Here is a 17,784-nt window from a genome sequence, read left to right as displayed (position 1 = left end):
CGGTGATGGGTTGCCATGGAGGGCATGAGTTTTCCGCTGCTACTGAGTTTCGTGGGGTTGTGTGTGCTGCTCGCACTCACGCCGGGGCCGGATACCTTTCTGGTACTGCGATTCTCGATGACCGGATCGCGACCCGGAATCGCGGCCGCGGTGGGCTCGGCGTTCGGCGGGATCGTATGGGCCACCGTGGTCGCGGCCGGGGTCGCGGCACTGCTGGAGCAGTCGGCGACCGCATATCGCACGCTCAAGGTGATCGGCGGAATCTACCTGGTGTACCTGGGCGTCCGGGCGCTGCTGGCGCATCGGAGCGGGCCGGGCGCGGCGACCGGCGAGACGGATGTCGCGGTGGCGCAGGGTAGGCCGGCGTCCCTTCGCTCGGCGTTCGCTGCCGGATTGCTGTCGTGTGTCTTCAATCCGAAGGTGGGGTTGTTCTACCTCGCGGTGCTGCCGCAGTTCCTGACCCAGGTGACATTCCTCAACACGCTCACGCTCGGAGCCATCGAATCCAGTGTCGCGGCAATCGAAATGATCCTGCTGGCGGTGGCGGCCGCGCGGGCGGTGGAGTTGCTGCGGCGGCCGCGCGTCCGGGTTCGACTGGAGCAGGCGAGCGCGGCGATCCTGGCGGCGCTGGGCATCGGCACAGCGGCCTCGGCCGCGGCCTGAGTCAGTCGGCGATCTCGGCGCGGTGGTACGCGCCGTTGTAATACACCAGTGGGCCGACCGCGGGTGAGTTCTCGGTGTTGTCGTGCACCTGGGTGACCAGGCCGATGACCAGGGTGTGGTCACCGATCGGGAGGAGTTGATGGACCGTGGCGCGGACCCAGATGGGGGTGCCGTGCAGGACGGGTTCGCCGGTGCCGAGCGTCGTCCACAGGGACCGGTCGGTAAAACGCTCCTCGGCGGTCCGGCTGAATCGCTGGGCCAGGTGCTTCTGATGCTCGCCGAGGAAATGCACGACCAGTGATTCGGCCCGCAGTATGGCCTCGATGCTGGAGGAGGTCTCGGCGATATTGAACGAGATGAGCGGCGGCTGCGCGGAGAGCGAGGCGAACGAGGTGGCGGTGAAACCCACCGGACCCTGGCCGGACTCGAGCGTGACGATGGTGACCCCGGCCGGATAGTGCCGCATGGCCGCGCGGTACTGCTGCGCGGTAATGCCGCTGAGATCGTCGGGCACGTGTAGCTCGGTGCCGGGCGTCGGGGAATCGCTCACGTCACGAAACTACGTGGTCGAGCGCCCGGTTATTCCACCCTGTAAGAAATCGCTCAGTCCGCGCCGGTGGCGGTGCTCAGTCCACGTCGATGGCCAGGCCCGCGGTGATCCGGACCAATTCCCCGAAGGTGGTGCGGAACAGCGTGTTCGGATGCCCGCCCGCGGCCCACAGCTCCTGATACCGCGACAATGCCGTGTCGACGTAGGTCGGCAGATTGGTGGGATGCCCGAGCGGGGCGACACCCCCGATGGGCTGCCCGGTCACCTCGCGGACCATGGCCGCGGGCGCCCGGGAGAGCGTGCCCTCGAGGCGCTCCCCGGTGCGGCTCAGATGCACCTGGTGCGCACCGGACACCAGCAGCAGCACCGGATCGTCGTCGAGCAGGAAGACCAGCGATTTGGTGATCGCCCCGACGGTCACGCCGAGCGCGTCGGCGGCTTCCTGCGCGGTGTGGGTGGGACTGGGCTGGGTGATGATCACCCCGTGATGGCCGCGCGCGATCAAGGTGTCGGAGACCTTCGACGCGACCGGTGGCAGGGACCTGCGCATGGCAACCAGGGTAGAGCGATTGCAGTGGATGCGCCGGGGATCAATAGTCGGGATAGCCCTCCTCCGGGCCCAGCAGCTCGGTGAGGCGGTCGCGCACGATCGGGGCCAGCTCCTCGACGGTGCGCTGCGAAACCCGCTGGTGCGCACAGGAATCGAAGACCCTTTCCAGGTCGATCGCGGACAGGGCGTGCAGCTCCGCCGCGGCGGCCGTCTGGAGTGCGGCGTGGCCCGGGTACGGGCGGCCGTCGGCGATCTTCTGGGCCCAGGTGACATTGCAGCAGCATTCGTACAGGGCATGAATCGCGCGGCGGCGGGGGAGCGTATTGAAGCGGTCGAGGCCGATTCCGTGATGCATCAACATCCAGACCTCACACACGGGACGGGCGAGTTGTGCGGACCCGCTAATCGTCCGCCGGAAAGCGCTCCGAAGACACTGGGACGCAGCAGATTTAGCACAGGATTTACACCGGCCCGACACACCCCCGGCACCCCCGATACGCTGGACCGATGACCGAATGGATGGCTTTCGAGGTCGAAAGCAAGGACCACATCGCCCAGGTGACGCTCACCGGTCCCGGCAAGGGCAATGCCATGGGCCCCGACTTCTGGCGCGAGCTGCCGCTGATCTTCAGCGAACTCGACGCCGACCCGGACATCCGCGCCATCGTGCTCACCGGATCCGGCAAGCACTTCTCCTACGGCCTGGACCTGCCGGCCATGAGCCCGCTGTTCGGGCCGCTGCTGGCCGACAAGGCGCTCGCCGGGCCGCGCACCGACTTCCTCAAGCACGTGCGCAGCATGCAGGACTCGGTCACCGCGGTCGCCGACTGCGTCAAGCCGGTCATCGCGGCGATCTCCGGCTGGTGCATCGGCGGCGGACTGGACCTCATCGCCGCCGCGGATGTCCGCCTGGCCAGTGCCGACGCCAAGTTCAGCCTGCGCGAGGCCAAGGTGGCCATCGTCGCCGACATCGGCTCGCTGCACCGGCTGCCGGGCATCATCGGCGAGGGGCACGTGCGCGAGCTCGCCTACACCGGCAAGGACATCGACGCGGCCCGCGCCGAGAAGATCGGCCTGATCAACGACGTGTACGCCGACCAGCAGGCCGTGCTGGACGCCGCCCACGCCATGGCGCGCGAGATCGCCGCCAACCCGCCGCTGGTGGTGCAGGGCATCAAGGACGTGCTCGACCAGCCCAAGCGCGGCAAGATCGCCGACGGCCTCCGCTACGTGTCGGCCTGGAACTCGGCGTTCCTGCCGTCCGAGGACCTCACCGAGGCCATCCAGGCGGTCTTCGAGAAGCGCCCCCCGGAGTTCAAGGGGAAATAACAACTCTCGTAGCTACCAGGGGCCGCGCCCCTGAAACCCCGTATGGCTCGAGGGGTTCCGTCCCGGAAAAGGACTCCATGCCTCCGGTTCCCGGCCTATCGTTCTGGGCGGGGGACCGGAGGTTTGGCCATGGCTACATCCGAGGTGAGCGAGTCGACCGGTGAGGGCGGCTTCACTCATCGCGAAATACTGGTGATCCTCAGCGGCCTGCTGCTGGGCATCCTGCTCGCGGCGCTCGATCAGACCATCGTGTCCACCGCCATCCGCACCATCGCCGACGATCTGAACGGGTATTCGCTGCAGGCCTGGGCGACCACCGCGTATCTGATCACCGCCACCCTGGCCACCCCGCTGTACGGCAAGCTCTCGGACATGTACGGGCGCAAGCCCTTCTACCTCGCCTCGATCACCATCTTCGTGACCGGCTCACTGCTGTGCACCTTCGCGCAATCCATGTACGAGCTGGCCGCCTTCCGGGCGCTGCAGGGGCTGGGCGCGGGCGGGCTCATGTCGCTGGCGCTGACCATCGTGGGCGATATCGTGAGCCCGCGCGAAAGATCCAGGTACCAAGGGTATTTCCTGGCCGTGTTCGGTACCTCGAGTGTGATCGGGCCGGTGCTGGGCGGGCTGTTCGCGGGACAGCACAGCATTCTCGGAATCGCGGGCTGGCGCTGGGTGTTCCTGGTGAACGTGCCCATCGGCCTGTTCACCCTGGCCGTGGTGACCCGGGTGCTGCGCCTACCGCCACGCGAGAAATCCCGTGACCGCGTGGACTACTGGGGTGCGCTGGCCCTCATCATCGCCGTGAGCCCGCTGCTCATCGTGGCCCAGCAGGGGCGCGAATGGGGTTGGAACAGTGCACGATCCATCACCTGCTACCTGATCGGCGCGCTCGGGGTGATCGCCTTCATCCTGGTGGAAGCCACGCTGGGGGAGGCCGCGCTCGTCCCGCTGCGCATCTTCGCCAACCGCACCTTCGCGCTCGGCGTGGTCATCTCGTTCGTGGTGGGCGCGGGCATGTTCGGCGGAATCCTGCTGCTGCCACAGTATTTGCAGGCCGACCGGGGTGCGAGCCCGATGCTGGGCGGGCTGCAGATGATCCCCATGGTGCTGGGCATGATGATCGGCTCGGTGGTGTCGGGGCAATTGATCTCGCGCACCGGGCACTACCGCGTGTACACGCTGCTGGGCTCGGCCATGATCACCATCGGGTTGTTCCTGCTGCACTACCTGAAGGCCGATACGGCGTTCTGGATCGTGATGCTGTTCATGCTGTGCGTGGGCTTCGGGCTCGGCAATCTCATGCAGCCGCTCATCGTGGCGCTGCAGAATGCGTTGCCGCCCAAGGACATGGGTGTCTCCACGGCCGCCGCCACCTTCTTCCGGCAGATCGGCGGCACGCTCGGCGCCGCGGTGTTCCTGTCGATCCTGTTCGATCGACTCGGGCCCGATATCCGCGCACAGCTGATGGAAGCGGGCAGGGACCGCAAGTTCCAGGACGCCGTCGCCGCCGGCGCCCACGACGGGAATCCCGCGGATATGGCACTGTCGCAAGGGTTTCTGAACCACGACACCTCTGCCGCGCAGGGGGTACTGAACGACAGCTCGGTGATCCAGAAGCTCGATCCCGTACTCGCACACCCGTTCAAGGTCGGATTCGCGGAATCGCTGTCGACGGTCTTCCTGACCACGTCCGCCGTCACCTTGCTGGCGTTCGTGCTGGTGGTCTTCTGGAAGGAAGTCCCGCTGCGCACGACCGCCGGGCTCGCGGCCACTGCCGAGTAGGACGGGGATTCGGGAAAACGAAAGGGGCGGCGCGGAATCCGCGCCGCCCCTCGTCATCGGGAGCTCAGTGGCCGCCCTGCTCCTTCAGGCGAGCGTAGGCCTCGTCGACCAGCTTCTCGGCCTTCTCGCGGCCTTCCCAGCCCTCGACCTTGACCCACTTGCCGGGCTCCAGGTCCTTGTAGCGCTCGAAGAAGTGCGCGATCTCCTTGCGCTGGAACTCCGGGATGTCCTCGACATCCTGGATGTGGGCCCAGCGCTTGTCGCCGGCGGGCACCGCCACGAGCTTCTCGTCGGTGCCGGCCTCGTCGCTCATGATGAGCACGCCGACGGGGCGGGCCTCGACCAGCACACCCGGGAACACGGGCTCGGGCAGCAACACCATGCAATCCAGCGGATCGCCGTCGCCTCCGAGGGTGTTCTCGATGTAGCCGTAGTCGGCCGGGTACATCATCGGCGTGTACAGGTAGCGGTCCAGCCGAACGCGTCCGGTCTCGTGATCGACCTCGTACTTGTTGCGCTGACCCCGTGGGATCTCGATCGTGACGTCGAACTCCACGTCATCTCCTTTTTCGGTGGGCGGTATGGCTGCCGACTCGCCAGCTCGTTCAAGGGAACGACTGCGCAACGAGGATAGTGTGTGAATGCGGGGCAGTTCGCGGCCCGGCTCGGTTCTGGAGCGACGGAGCGCAGCGACTGAGCGGAGGAGTGCGGAACCGAGCCGGGCCGCGAACCTGCGACGCCGAGGGCGGCGCAATCAGATACAGGAGACAGCGGCAGGTGTTTGGTCGGAACAAGCAGAACATCGGTGGTCTGGAGGCCAAGCGGCGGCGCAGAACCTGGATCGTGGTGTCATTGCTGCTGGTCGTCGTCGTGGTGGCGGCCGGGGCGGTGGCCGTGATCCTGAAGCCGTGGACGGAGGAATTCCGGCACGGGGGGTTGACGATCGCCGATCCGCCTGCGCCGGTGAAGCCGATCCCGCAGGTCGCGCCCGCCCCGGTGACCGCGCCCGCCGCCTCCGCGAACGGGCTGGCCGCCGCGCTCGGACCGGTGGTCGGCAATCCGGATCTCGGGATCTTCGCCGCCTCGGTCTCCGACGGGGACACCGGCAAGGTGCTGTGGACCATGGACCCGGACAAGGGCATGATCCCCTCCTCCACCGCCAAGATCCTCACCACCGCGGCCGGACTGCTCGCCCTGCCCGATGATCACCGGATCACCACGAAGGTGGTGACCGGCTCGGCTCCCGGTGAGATCGTGCTGGTCGGCGGCGGCGACCCGACCATCACCGCGCAGCCGGACGGCAAGGGCTACTACCCGGATGCGCCCCGGCTGCAGGACCTGGTCGCGCAGATCAAGAGCGCCGGGCAGCGGGTGGACTCCATCGTGGTCGACACCTCCGCCTACGCGGGCCCGAACTTCGCGTCCGGCTGGGACAACGCCGATATCGCGGGCGGCTCCATCGCGCCGCTGGACCCGGTCATGATCGACGGCGGCCGCCTGGACCCGCTGGTCGAATATTCGCCCCGCACACCGACTCCCGCCCTCGACGCGGGCCGGAAGCTGGCCGCCGAACTGGGCGTCGATCCCGCCAAGGTGAAGCCGGGCACCGCCCCGGCCGGCGCGAACCAGCTGGCCGCCGTGCAGTCCGCGCCGCTGCGGGAACGCATGCTGCAGGCCATGGTGCACTCCGACAATGTGCTGGCCGAGGCCATCGGCCGCGAGATCGCGGTGGCGAGCGGGCAGGAAGCCTCGTTCACGGGCGCGGTGACCGCCATGACGACCGTGCTGCAGGCCGCCGGATTCGATCTGACCGGCCTGAAAATGGCCGACAACAGCGGACTTTCTACCGACGACCACATTCCCCCGCGCCTGCTCAACCGGGTGCTGACCGTGGCCGCGCTGCCCAACGGCGCTGGTCCGCAAGGCAATTCGACCGCCGACCCGGCCGCGGTCACCACCACCGGCTCCCCGCTCGCGCCGCTGCTGGACTTCCTGCCGGTGGCGGGAGGCACCGGCTCGCTGGCGACCCGCTATGTCGACCGGGATCGCGACGGAGCGGGGTGGATCCGGGCCAAAACCGGAACTCTGTCCGTCTCGAGTGCGTTGGTGGGTTATGTGCTGGACCGCGACGGACGGGTCCTGACGTTCGCCTTGATGTCGAACGATCGGCCGCCGGAGGCGAGCCGACCCGCGCTGGATGCCGTCGCCAACGCACTGCGCAACTGTGGCTGCTCCTGACGGGTGGATGAACATGACCGGATCGGAAAACCCTGCGGCCCCTGCTCGCACCCGGACCACCCTGACCGGTGTCGTGGACTGGAACGTGGCCGCCCGCACCGGCGCCGCGCTGGTGCCCGCCGGGCCGCGGACATCCCGCTACTCGGCCGAACACGCGGTCGCCGAACTCGCCGCCGCCTCGGTCCGTGCCGAGGGCCCGGTCCGCGAGGTCAGCGGCCTCGACGACGGGTCGGTGGTACCGGACGCGCTGATCGTGGACCGGCCCGGCTGGATCCACGCCGCCGCCGAATCCATGGCCCAGCTCACCGGCAGCGGCGTGGAACCCGGGGAGAAGGGCAAACTCGTCGGCAAACCGGCCGGACTGCAGGCCGGGGCCATGCTGGCGTTCCTGTCGACGGCCATCCTCGGCCAGTACGACCCGTTCACCGGGCCCGAGGGCACGCTGCTGCTGGTCGCGCCCAACATTATGGCGGTGGAACGAGCACTCGGCGTGCAGCCCAGCGACTTCCGGCTCTGGGTGTGCCTGCACGAGGTCACCCACCGTGTCCAATTCTCTTCCGCCCCTTGGATCGCCGGCTATATGCGCCGCAATGTCGAGGTGCTCGGTGAGGCGGGCGACGAGCCCCTCGCCGACATGCTGGCCCGGCTCGCCGACGCGGTGAAGGAGCGCCGCCGCGGCAGCGACGACCCGGCCGGCGGCGTCATCGGGCTGCTGCGCGCCACCCAGGCCGCACCGCAACGCGAAGCCCTCGACCGCCTGCTCATGCTCGGCACGCTGCTGGAGGGCCACGCGGACCACGTCATGGACGCCGTCGGACCCGCTGTGGTGCCCTCGGTCGCCCGCATCCGCGCTGCCTTCGATCAGCGCCGCAAGCGCCCCGCCAACCCCATCCAGCGGCTGCTGCGGGCACTGCTCGGCATGGACGCCAAGGTCGCCCAGTACGTGCGCGGCAAGGCCTTCGTCGACGAGGTCGTCGACACCGTCGGCATGGCGCGGTTCAACACCATCTGGACCGATCCCGAAACCCTGCCCCGCACAGACGAAATCGGCGAACCGCAGCGCTGGGTCGCCCGCGTCCTCGGCTGAGCCGTTGCCTCTGCACCGTGTCCACGGGCCCGCGTGCGACGATCAGGGCGTGAACGATCGGCCCCGGCTGCCCGAGACGCCCGCCGCACTGGAGATGCGGCGCGCCGTGCGGGAATGGCTGGGACGGTACGCACCCGACGGCGTGGTCGCCGTGGCCCTGTCCGGTGGGGCGGATTCGGTCGCGCTGACGGCCGCCGCCTGTGCGGAGGCGGATGTGGTGGACGCCCTGACGGTCGATCACGGTTTGCAGCCGGGGTCGGCGGAGGTGGCCGCGGCGGCGGCCGCGCTGGCGTCGCGGCTGGGCTGCCGGTCGGCGCGGGTACTGACCGTGGTGGTCGAGCGCGCCGGGACGGGTCTCGACACCGCCGATCGCAACTCGGACATCGGCCGCCCTGCGGGCCTCAGCGACCGCGCGTGCAAGGCCAGGTACCCGGGTGGTCCGGAAGCGGCGGCCCGGCGCGCCCGGTACGCGGCGCTGGACGAGGCGCGGCAGGGATTGCCGGTGCTGCTCGGGCACACGCTGGACGATCAGGCCGAGACGGTGCTGCTCGGGCTGGGGCGTGGGTCGGGGGCGCGGTCCATTCGGGGGATGCCGGAATTCGATGCGCCGTGGGGGCGGCCGCTCCTGGGGGTTCGGCGGAGTGTCGCTCGCGAACTGTGCGCGGATCTCGGGATCACGCCCTGGGAAGACCCGCACAACAGCGCGCCGGAATTCACCCGGGTACGCCTGCGACACGAAGTGCTGCCTCTGCTCGAGGACGTGCTCGGCGGCGGCGTGGCCGCCGCGCTCGCGCGCACGGCAGCGCACCTGCGGGAAGACGGGGAGGTGCTGGACGCGCTCGCCGGTGAGTTGCTGGCAGTCGCCCGGGACGGTGACGGGCTGCGAATCGAGATGCTCGCCACTGCCGCGCCCGCGGTCCGCCGTCGCGTCATCCGCGAATGGTTGCTCGAGCGTGGCGCAAAATCATTGACGGACAGCAATTTACGGGCGGTCGAAGCGCTGGTCACGCGGTGGCGGGGGCAGGGCGGGGTCGCGGTGGGCGGTTCGCCCAGTGGGACGAGGTTGGTTGCCGCGCGTGAACATGGCAGGCTCATACTCGGTTCGGAGTGAACCCGGATTCGGGTCGCCATCACTGAAGGGAAACCAGCGGACGTGTACGGGGACGACATCGCGTCGGTGCTGATCAGCGAGGAACAGATCGCCGACAAGGTCGAGGAACTGGCCGAACTGGTCGCCAAGCGCTATCCCGCCGATGCCCCCGAGGGCGACCTGCTGCTGGTGGGCGTACTCAAGGGCGCCATCTTCTTCATGACCGACCTGGCCAAGAAGCTCACCGTGCCGACGCAGATGGAGTTCATGGCCGTCTCGTCCTACGGATCCTCCACCTCGTCCTCGGGCGTGGTGCGCATCATGAAGGACCTGGACAAGGACATCGCCGGGCGCAATGTGCTGATCGTCGAGGACATCATCGACTCCGGGCTGACGCTGTCGTGGCTGCTGCGCAACCTGTCCAGCCGCAACCCGGCGTCGCTCGAGGTGGTGACGCTGCTGCGCAAGCCCGATGCGCTGCGCACCCAGGTGGATGTGATGGCCGTGGGCTTCGACATCCCGAACGAGTTCGTGGTGGGTTACGGCCTCGACTACGCCGAGCGCTATCGCGATCTGCCGTACATCGGCACCCTGGACCCGAAGGTCTACGGCGGGGAGTGACAACCCGCGTAGCTCTCAGGGGCTTCGCCCCGTAATCCTCGAGATTTCAGGGCTTCGCCCCGGACCCCCTTCGAGGATCGAAACCAAGGCCGCTACCGGTTACTGGGAGCGGCTTTCGGCATTGATGTGACGAAATTCACTCAGTCGGCTGGTTTGGGGCGCGGGCCGGGGAGGGTGTCCGTTGCTGGATGTCAGCGCTCGGCTCGGGCGGGAATCGGGCGTGAGGCCGATGTTATGTGTAACTGCTGGTCAAGTGTCCGCTCGGGGGCGGGCGGGGGAGTGCCGGTGAATGGCCAGGAATTCGCGGATCCGGTTAACAGAATGTTTCGCCGGGGTCCTATGCTGTCTGTAACAAACCTGACGGCTGTTTTCTGATCCAGTTGCAAACTTTTGGGTCAGATACGGCTGGAAAATCAAGACCGATTCTGATAGCAAGGGGCTATGGACCCGCATTTGCGCGACCTGCGGTATTTCGTCGCCGTCGCTGAGGAACTGCATTTCACCAACGCCGCTCAGCGGCTGCACATCGCACAACCCACCCTGTCACGACAGATCCGTCAGCTGGAGCGCCAGCTCGACGTCGTGCTGTTCGACCGCAACCAGCGCAGCGTGGCCCTGACCGTCGCCGGCAAGGAACTCCTCGAAGGCGCGCGGAAGATTCTGGAACTGTGGGAAGTCACCAATGTCGCCCTGCAGGAGGCCGGTGAGGTGCTGCGCGTGGGCATCCAGTCCTCCATCGGGCGCGGCCTGATCACCGACCTGGAGAGCGCCAGCGGCCACCGGCTCGCCCTGCACTCCGCGTCCTGGACTGACCCGTCCAGCGGGCTGGCCGGCCGCCAGGCCGACCTCGCGCTCATGTGGCTGCCGGTGCCCGACACCAGCCGCTACCGCTGGCAGGTGCTGCGCACCGAACCGCGCTGGGTGCTGCTGCCCGAGAACCACGCCCTGGCCGGCCAGGAGCATATCGACTTTGCCGACCTGATCGACGAACCCTTCATCGCCATGCCCGCCGAAGCCGGTGCGGCACGGGACTTCTGGCTCGGTGCGGACGCCCGCGGCGGCCGTCAGGCCAAGATCGGCGCGGAAGCGGCCACCGCCGAGGAGCGCCTCGAAGCGGTCAGCCTCGGCCTGGGCGTGTGCCTGCTGGCCGAGAACAATGTCCCCATGTACCGCTGGCCCGGCCTCACCGCCCGCCCGGTCACCGGCCTGGCCCCCTGCGAACTGGCGGTGGCCTGGCGCGCCGACGACGACCGCCCCACCATCCTCGAGTTCGCCGTCCGGGTGCTCGACGGCGGCTTCGCCGAGAAGGAACCGGTCGCGGCCCAGTAGGCCTCAGCCCCCCGGCCCGGTCGAAGCGGGCGGCGGCAGAGGGTCGGAGGTTGCCGCGGTCCTTCCGGGAGTACGGGATCGAGACAGAACACGAGACAGACGAACAGCGCCGCGTCACCCAGTGACGCGGCGCTGTGCTGTATCCGGGACCTGTGCCGGGACGTCCTCAGGGAGCGACCCGTTGCCACGGGTGGGTGGCCTCGATCTGCGCGGCCAGCCGGAGGATGGTCGACTCGCTGCCGGGCGGGCCGGCGATCTGCGCCGCGACCGGGGTGCCGGTGCGAGGGTGCAGGCCCATGGGCAGCGACAGCGCGGGCCAGCCGACCAGGTTCCACAGTGGCGTGAACGGCGAGAACTTCGTGTTCGCAAGGACATTCGCCAGCCAGGGGCGGGAATGCCAGCGGCGGGCGCGCGGGGCGGGGGTCGCCAGGGTGGGCGTGATGACCACGTCGTAGCGCTCGAAGTAGTCGAGCAGCCGGGCCTCCACGCGATCGACCTGAGAGGGGCGCAGCAGTCCGGACTTCAGCACCGCTCTGCCGAGGGCGATGTGTATGCGGGTGCGGCGCTGCAGACGATCCGGGTGCGGGACGGTCGCGGCCTCGCGGGCGGCATTGCCGAGCCAGCGCAGCAGCAGCGCGAAAGTCGAGCCCTGGTATGGGAGTTCGGCGACGCCGATGATGTGGCCCGCCCGGGAGGCGGCCGCGGCGGCCTTGTCGGCGGCGGCGGTCCAGGCCAGGTCGATACGGCCGTGTGGCGTCGGAACCCCGGTGGCCAGGCCGATGCGCAGGGTCGAGGGTGTCTCCAGATCGGCCAGGTCGGGGCGGTCCGCGAGCACCGAGAGCATGAGTGCGGTATCCGCGACCGTCGTTGCGAGGACCCCGTTCTCGGTCATCCCGCCCCACGAGTCCAGTCCTACCTCGGCGGGCACCAGGCCGCGGCCGGGCTTGAGGCCGACGACGCCGCAGCAGGCGGCCGGAATGCGGACCGAGCCGAGCCCGTCATTGCCGTGCGCGATCGGGACCAGGCCGGAGCCGACCGCCGCGCCGGAACCACCCGACGAGCCGCCTGCGGAGTAGCGGGTGTTCCACGGGTTGCGGGTGATGCTGCCCGGGCCGTCGGTGACACCCCAGAGCCCGAATTCGGGAACCGTGGTGAGGCCCACGACGATCGCGCCCGCGCCCCGCAGCCGTCGCACCACCGGGTGATCGCCGGTGGCGGGGGTGTCGGAACCGGCCAGCGAGCCGCCCCGGGTGACCTCGCCGGCGACGTCGATATTGTTCTTCACCGCGATCGGCACGCCGGCCAGCGGCAGCATGTCCAGGTCCGGTCGTTCGGCCACCGCCCGGGCCTCGGCGCGGGCCGCTTCCTCGCGAACGAGACTGAAGGCGTTCAATTTCCGATCGCGGGCGCGAATCCGGTCCAGCGCCGCGGCGACCGCGTCCTCGGGGGAGATCGAGCCGTTCTGGACGGCCCCGGCGATGCCGGTGGCCGTGGTCAGGTCCACGGGGGGTCGGTCGGATGGGGTGTCGGAATCGGCCGTGGCGCGTGCCACCGCTACCTCCTCGGTGGTGCCGGCTGTGGCGATTTCAGCCGGTAGGTCCATGCCCTCGTCGTACATGCTGGTCTTCCCCCGTCGCCTAGTGTCGAAATCGGGTGATCCGCTCGTGAGCCGCAAGTTATCATTCCGGCTAGCGGTCGGGGATGATGGTGTCGGGTGTGGCGGGTTCTTTGTCGCAATCCTAGAATCCACGACATCCTCGGATCGACAGTGCGGATCGACGACATCCGTGTCGAGCCAGAGGGGTGCGGACATGGCTTCTGGTTCCGACCACCGTTCCGGTGGTTACTCGGCAAAAACGGAATCGAGTGCGGTCGCCGCCTTCACGGCGGCGTGGGACTCCGCTGCGGCGCCGCCCCGAATCTCCGACTATCTGCCCGACGCCACCACGCTGCGACGGGGTGCGCTGATCGAGCTCATCCGGGTGGACATCCGCCACCGCTGGCTGCGCCGCCCCGCCGGGACCGAGGTCTCCCCGCCCAAACGGCTGCGCGAGTACTGCGCCGAATTCCCCGAACTCGCGGACCGGGATCTGCCCGCCGGGCTGGTGTACGAGGAGTTCGTCATCCGCCGGCACAGCGGCGAGCGTGTGGATCCGCGCGACTGCCTGCGCGAATATCCGTATCAGGCGGCCGAGCTGCGGGAACTGCTGAATGCCGACGATGAGGACCAGAGCACGCGGCGGGCCGGGCTGGACGAGTCCACGCGGGCTGACTTCGGGCTCGAACGCTCCGACCGGACGCAGCTCGAGGCGACCGCCCGGGCCGGGCTTCCCGCGGACGGCGACACCACCCGGGTGCCCGAACCGGGTGAGGTGACGTTGTACGAGGATCCCTCGCAGCTGGTCGGCGCACCGATCGAGCACACTCGGGACACCGCCGGGATCACCACGCCCGAGACCGGGGAACTGCTCGATCGCATCGAAATCGGCCAGCGCATCGATGATTTCGACCTGCTGACCAGTCTCGGTTCCGGGGCGTTCGCGCGGGTCTTCCTGGCCCGGCAGCGCTCCCTGCAGCGGCTGGTGGCGGTGAAGATCTCCGCCGACCACGGCACCGAACCTCAGACCCTGGCCCAGCTCGACCACGACTACATCGTGCGCGTCTTCGACCAGCGGCTGATGTCGGACCTGCGCACCGAATCCGGGCGGCGCCTGCGACTGCTGTACATGCAGTTCCTGCCCGGCGGCACCTTGCTCGGCGTGCTGCGCTGGGTGCGGGCCACCCCGCCCGAGCAACGCAGCGGGCAACTGCTGCTGGACGCGGTCGACGCGGCGATGGAGGAAAAGGGCGAGATCCGGCCCACCGACTCCAGTGTGCGCGCCGAGCTGGCCGGGCTGTCCTGGCCGGAAACCGTTGCATGGCTGGGCCGCCGACTGGCCGAGGCACTGGACTACGCGGACGGGCACGGGGTCCTGCACCGGGACGTGAAGCCCGCGAATGTGCTGCTCACCGCCGAGGCGGTACCGAAGCTGGCCGACTTCAACATCAGCTTCAGCCGGAATATCGACAGCGCCAGCCCGGTCGCGTACTTCGGCGGCTCGCTGTCCTACATGTCCCCGGAACAGCTGGACGCGTGCCATCCCGGCTCCGCCACCGGCGCCGGCGACCTGGACACCCGCGCTGACATCTTTTCCCTCGGCGTGGTGCTGTGGGAGCTGCTCACGGGGGCGAAGCCCTTCGACGACACCACCGCCGGGCCCGGCGACCACGGCGACCGCACCACCCTCGAGGGCATGCTGGCGCGGCGGCGCGGCGGCGTCGATGACGCCGCCATCGACCGGGTGCCGCCCGACTGCCCCGCCGCGCTGCGCCGGGTGCTGCTCACCTGTCTGGAGCCCGCTCGCGAACAGCGCTGGAGCAGCGGTGCGATCCTGGCCAAACAGCTCGACATGTGCCTGGACGAACGTGCCCGCGACCTGGTCGACCCGCCCCCGCACAGCTGGCGGATGCGGTTGCGGCCGTGGATGATTCCGCTGGTCACGCTGGCCATCGTGGTGCCGAACGCGCTGGCGTCGCTGTACAACATCGCGCACAACCGGGCCTTCATCATCAACCACCTCACCGAGTCGGCCATGCACACCTTCACGGTCACCACGACCACGGTGAACCTGGTGTTCTTCCCGCTCGGGACGGCCGTCATCGCCTATCTGTGCCGGTCCCTGATCTTTGTGCCGCGCGGGGTGCGCCTGGGCCGCGAATACGACCCGGAGACGCTCCGCAGAGCCCGCGCGGACGTGCTGCTGGCCGGGGAACGCATCTCCCTGGTGGTGTTCTCGCTGTGGGTGATCGCGGGCGTCACCTTCCCATTCGTGCTGCGCATGACGGCCACCGACCTACCGGCCCGCGGCATGGTGCACTTCATAGTGTCGCTGGTGGTGTGCGGGGCCATCGCCGTGGCGTATCCGTTCTTCCTGGTGGCCTTCTATCTGGTGCGGTGCATCTATCCGATGTTCCTGCGGCACGGCGACATCAGCGCCGAGGACGCGGTATGGCTGCACCGGCTGGGCCACCGCTGCACCACCTATCTGTCGGTCGCGGCGTCGGTCCCGTTGCTGGCGGTGGCGGGCGTGACGTTCCTCCCGCCGGACGACATTCCGCAGGTGATCGTCGCGGTGCGGGTGCTCAGCGTCGGCGGGATCGCGGCCTTCGTCCTGATCTACGCCATGTTCCGGGCGCTGGAGGCCGACCTGGCGGCGCTGGAGCGGGTGGTGTCGTCGACCCCTTCGTCGCGGGCGCCCGGAAACGGCGCGGGGACCGAACCGTGAGCGAACGCGCGGCGCAAGCTCTCGCGCGCTTCGCTGCCGACTGGGAATCCACCCTGCGCGGCGACCGCCACGAACCGCCGAGCCTGGCCGGCTACCTGCCCGACGGGCACGAGGTGCGGCTCGCGGTCCTCACCGATCTGGTGCGGGTGGATATGCGGCAGCGCTGGCGGCGCGCCGGAATGGAGAAGCGGCTCGCGGAGTACCGCAGGGAATTCCCGGAGGTGGGGACCAGCCCGGACTTCGCCGACCTGGTATGCCAGGAATACCTGGCCCGCAGCCGCTTCCGGCCGGTGGACGTGGACAGCTTCACCGCCGAGTACCCGGAGGCGGCCGCCGAGATCCGCCGCCGCTTCACCGGCGACGCCCTGCCGCCCCCGCCGCCCGTGCTGCCCGAGGGCATCGGAATCGGCCGCCGCCTCGAGGATTTCGACCTGCTCACCGATCTCGGCGGCCGCGAACACAGCCGTATGTTCCTGGCCCGGCAGCGATCCATGCAGCGGCTGGTCGCGGTGCGGGTGGAGGCGGGCGCGGACAGTGACAGCGACACCGTCGCGCAGCTCGACCACCAGCACATCGTCCGGGTCTTCGACCAGCGCCTGATCGCCGACGGCAGCACCGGTAAACCGTTGCGGCTGCTGTACATGCAGTATCTGCCCGGCGGTACCGTCGACGGCATCCTGGCCCGGCTGCGGCAGGAATCCGCGACGGCCGGACGCGACAGCGCCGATGGCGGACTGCTGCTGCGGGCCATCGACGCGGCGATGGAGGCCAAGGGTGAGAGCCGGCCGGCCGGGTCCCGGGTGCGGGCGGAGATCGCCGGGCTGAGCTGGCCGGAAACCGTGGCGTGGGTGGGGCGGCGGCTGGCGGAGGCGCTCGACTACGGGTTGCGGCAGGGGGTGCTGCATCGCGACATCCGGCCCGGCAATGTGCTCTTCACGGCGGAAGGGGTGCCCAAGCTCGCGGATTTCGCGCTGGGGCCGGTGTACTGGAGTGGGTCGTTCATCGGCGCGGGCGCGAATGATGCTGGGGCGCTGCGGTATCGGTCGCCCGAGGCGCTGGCCGCGCTGCTGGATCCGGCCGCGCCGCTGCCGGACACCCGCGGCGACATCTACTCGCTCGGACTTGTGCTGTGGGAAATGCTCACCGGCGCACTGCCATTCGACGATTCCGACGCCGGAACCGATGCCGCGGCGGTGCAGGCCATGCTGACCCGGCGGATGGCGGGCGTGCCCACGGCGGCCTTGGACGCCCTGCCTGCCGACACCCCGGCCGCGCTGCGGCGGGTGCTGCTGGAATGCCTGCGACCCGAGCCGGCGCGCCGCTGGCAGACCGGCGGCCAGCTGGCCGGGCAGCTGAACCTGTGCCTCGATCCGCGGGCGCGGGACCTGGTGGATCCGCCGCCGCACACGCTGTGGGCCCGGTTGCGCGGCTGGCCGGTACCGATCGCGATGCTGTGCGTGGGCCTGCCGAATGCCGTGGCCAGCTGGTACAACGTCCGGATCAACCAGAGTCTCATCGTGGATGAGCTGCCGCTGGTGGATCAGCAGCGGTTCGAGCAGGTGGCGCTGGTGAACAATCTGGTCGCCTTCCCGCTGGCCGCGCTGATGCTGTTGTGGCTGGCGCGGCGGCCGCTGACCGTCTCCTACCGATTGGCCCGCGGGCATCGGTACACCCCGGCCCAGCTGGCCCGCGCCCGCGCCGACACACTGCTGATGGGGGAGCGGGCGGTGTGGGTGCCGTTCGCCATGTGGCTGATCGCCGGGGTGGCGTGGCCGCTGGCCCTGTCCCGTACGGGGGCGCAGTTGCCGCACAATGCCTTCGCGCACTTCTTCACCGCGCAGGTGGTGTGCGCGACCATCGCGCTGGCCTATCCGTTCTTCCTGATCATGGTGTACGCGGTGCGGTCGCTGTATCCGCAGTTGCTGGCGCGTGGTTCGGTGGGGCCCGCCGATCGGCGGCAGCTGTCGACGCTGGCCCGGCGCAGCAATTTCTATCTCGCCGCGGCCGCGTCGGTGCCGCTGTTGGCGGTGGCCAGCGTGACCTTCGTCTCGACCGCCGATCTGTCGCTGGTGATCGTGCCGCTGCGGCTGATCAGCGTCGGCGGCGTGCTGGCGTTCGTGCTCACCTACCGGCTCTCGCGGATGTTGGAGGAGGACCTGCAGGCGCTGGTGCGTGCCATTCCCGAAGGCGGGCATCGATTCCCCGTAGGCTCGTAGG

The 17,784-nt window shown here is 69.3% G+C and carries 15 protein-coding genes; 10 read left to right on the top strand and 5 right to left on the bottom strand.

Features of this window, described 5'->3' with window-relative positions; all coding sequences use genetic code 11:
• Positions 1-24 precede the first annotated feature (24 nt).
• Complete coding sequence (locus ACIRRA_RS02825) at positions 25-663, top strand: LysE family translocator (protein WP_402762152.1); 639 nt, start codon at positions 25-27, stop codon at positions 661-663.
• A 1-nt stretch (position 664) separates the two neighbouring features.
• Here the strand turns inward: ACIRRA_RS02825 and ACIRRA_RS02820 are convergent, their stop codons facing one another.
• The 3 genes from ACIRRA_RS02820 to ACIRRA_RS02810 all read right to left on the bottom strand — a co-directional run bounded on the left by ACIRRA_RS02820 (position 665) and on the right by ACIRRA_RS02810 (position 2,124).
• Positions 665-1,213, bottom strand: a complete 549-nt coding sequence (locus tag ACIRRA_RS02820; RefSeq protein WP_402762149.1) for a flavin reductase family protein — start codon at positions 1,211-1,213, stop codon at positions 665-667.
• A gap of 76 nt (positions 1,214-1,289) precedes the next feature.
• On the bottom strand, positions 1,290-1,763 hold the full coding sequence (locus ACIRRA_RS02815; protein WP_356998617.1) for a YbaK/EbsC family protein: 474 nt from the start codon (positions 1,761-1,763) through the stop codon (positions 1,290-1,292).
• 40 nt (positions 1,764-1,803) lie between these two features.
• Positions 1,804-2,124, bottom strand: coding sequence for a 2-oxo-4-hydroxy-4-carboxy-5-ureidoimidazoline decarboxylase (locus ACIRRA_RS02810; RefSeq protein ID WP_402762147.1), 321 nt, complete (start codon positions 2,122-2,124; stop codon positions 1,804-1,806).
• A gap of 146 nt (positions 2,125-2,270) precedes the next feature.
• On the opposite strand from ACIRRA_RS02810, the gene ACIRRA_RS02805 reads away from it, so the two are divergent.
• Positions 2,271-3,092, top strand: coding sequence for a crotonase/enoyl-CoA hydratase family protein (locus tag ACIRRA_RS02805; protein ID WP_402762145.1), 822 nt, complete (start codon positions 2,271-2,273; stop codon positions 3,090-3,092).
• A gap of 129 nt (positions 3,093-3,221) precedes the next feature.
• Positions 3,222-4,877, top strand: coding sequence for an MDR family MFS transporter (locus ACIRRA_RS02800; RefSeq protein ID WP_402762142.1), 1,656 nt, complete (start codon positions 3,222-3,224; stop codon positions 4,875-4,877).
• A 64-nt stretch (positions 4,878-4,941) separates the two neighbouring features.
• On the opposite strand, the gene ppa is transcribed toward ACIRRA_RS02800, so the two are convergent.
• Entirely contained in the window at positions 4,942-5,433 is a 492-nt protein-coding gene (gene ppa, locus ACIRRA_RS02795; RefSeq protein ID WP_356998626.1) for an inorganic diphosphatase, read from the bottom strand.
• Between the two features lie 221 nt (positions 5,434-5,654).
• Between ppa and dacB the strand changes: the two genes are divergently transcribed.
• From dacB to ACIRRA_RS02770, 5 genes are all read left to right on the top strand, one after another.
• The gene (gene dacB, locus ACIRRA_RS02790; RefSeq protein ID WP_402762138.1) at positions 5,655-7,115 is read left to right on the top strand and encodes a D-alanyl-D-alanine carboxypeptidase/D-alanyl-D-alanine-endopeptidase; all 1,461 of its coding nucleotides are present in this window, start codon (positions 5,655-5,657) and stop codon (positions 7,113-7,115) included.
• Between the two features lie 13 nt (positions 7,116-7,128).
• On the top strand, positions 7,129-8,202 hold the full coding sequence (locus ACIRRA_RS02785; protein ID WP_402762135.1) for a zinc-dependent metalloprotease: 1,074 nt from the start codon (positions 7,129-7,131) through the stop codon (positions 8,200-8,202).
• Between the two features lie 94 nt (positions 8,203-8,296).
• On the top strand, positions 8,297-9,313 hold the full coding sequence (locus tag ACIRRA_RS02780; RefSeq protein ID WP_402762275.1) for an ATP-binding protein: 1,017 nt from the start codon (positions 8,297-8,299) through the stop codon (positions 9,311-9,313).
• Between the two features lie 42 nt (positions 9,314-9,355).
• Positions 9,356-9,913, top strand: a complete 558-nt coding sequence (hpt, locus tag ACIRRA_RS02775) for a hypoxanthine phosphoribosyltransferase (protein ID WP_354831477.1) — start codon at positions 9,356-9,358, stop codon at positions 9,911-9,913.
• A gap of 441 nt (positions 9,914-10,354) precedes the next feature.
• The gene (locus ACIRRA_RS02770; RefSeq protein ID WP_402762132.1) at positions 10,355-11,242 is read left to right on the top strand and encodes a LysR family transcriptional regulator; all 888 of its coding nucleotides are present in this window, start codon (positions 10,355-10,357) and stop codon (positions 11,240-11,242) included.
• A 166-nt stretch (positions 11,243-11,408) separates the two neighbouring features.
• Here ACIRRA_RS02770 and ACIRRA_RS02765 read toward each other — a convergent pair whose 3' ends face one another.
• Positions 11,409-12,860, bottom strand: coding sequence for an amidase (locus ACIRRA_RS02765; RefSeq protein WP_402762130.1), 1,452 nt, complete (start codon positions 12,858-12,860; stop codon positions 11,409-11,411).
• Positions 12,861-13,053: 193 nt separating this feature from the next.
• Here ACIRRA_RS02765 and ACIRRA_RS02760 point away from each other — a divergent pair, with 193 nt between their 5' ends.
• Positions 13,054-15,567 carry a serine/threonine-protein kinase gene (locus ACIRRA_RS02760; protein WP_402762128.1) on the top strand — a complete coding sequence of 838 codons (2,514 nt, stop codon included), beginning with the start codon at positions 13,054-13,056 and terminating at the stop codon, positions 15,565-15,567.
• The gene (locus tag ACIRRA_RS02755) at positions 15,564-17,783 is read left to right on the top strand and encodes a protein kinase (protein WP_402762126.1); all 2,220 of its coding nucleotides are present in this window, start codon (positions 15,564-15,566) and stop codon (positions 17,781-17,783) included. Before ACIRRA_RS02760 ends, ACIRRA_RS02755 begins: the two co-directional genes overlap by 4 nt.
• Position 17,784: the final 1 nt, after the last annotated feature.

The sequence above is a fragment of the Nocardia sp. NPDC101769 genome (genome assembly GCF_044766925.1).
Classification (GTDB): Bacteria; Actinomycetota; Actinomycetes; order Mycobacteriales; family Mycobacteriaceae; genus Nocardia.
The sequence above is the reverse complement of the archived record's forward strand: the minus strand, read 5'-3'. Positions and strand labels throughout refer to the sequence as shown.

Coding starts and splice junctions, on each gene's coding strand:
- ACIRRA_RS02825 (WP_402762152.1), top strand. CDS start 25: ATGAGTTTTCCGCTGCTACTGAGTTTCGTGGGGTTGTGTGTGCTGCTC.
- ACIRRA_RS02815 (WP_356998617.1), bottom strand. CDS start 1,763: ATGCGCAGGTCCCTGCCACCGGTCGCGTCGAAGGTCTCCGACACCTTG.
- ACIRRA_RS02810 (WP_402762147.1), bottom strand. CDS start 2,124: ATGTTGATGCATCACGGAATCGGCCTCGACCGCTTCAATACGCTCCCC.
- ACIRRA_RS02805 (WP_402762145.1), top strand. CDS start 2,271: ATGACCGAATGGATGGCTTTCGAGGTCGAAAGCAAGGACCACATCGCC.
- ACIRRA_RS02800 (WP_402762142.1), top strand. CDS start 3,222: ATGGCTACATCCGAGGTGAGCGAGTCGACCGGTGAGGGCGGCTTCACT.
- ACIRRA_RS02785 (WP_402762135.1), top strand. CDS start 7,129: ATGACCGGATCGGAAAACCCTGCGGCCCCTGCTCGCACCCGGACCACC.
- ACIRRA_RS02780 (WP_402762275.1), top strand. CDS start 8,297: ATGCGGCGCGCCGTGCGGGAATGGCTGGGACGGTACGCACCCGACGGC.
- ACIRRA_RS02770 (WP_402762132.1), top strand. CDS start 10,355: ATGGACCCGCATTTGCGCGACCTGCGGTATTTCGTCGCCGTCGCTGAG.
- ACIRRA_RS02765 (WP_402762130.1), bottom strand. CDS start 12,860: ATGTACGACGAGGGCATGGACCTACCGGCTGAAATCGCCACAGCCGGC.
- ACIRRA_RS02760 (WP_402762128.1), top strand. CDS start 13,054: ATGGCTTCTGGTTCCGACCACCGTTCCGGTGGTTACTCGGCAAAAACG.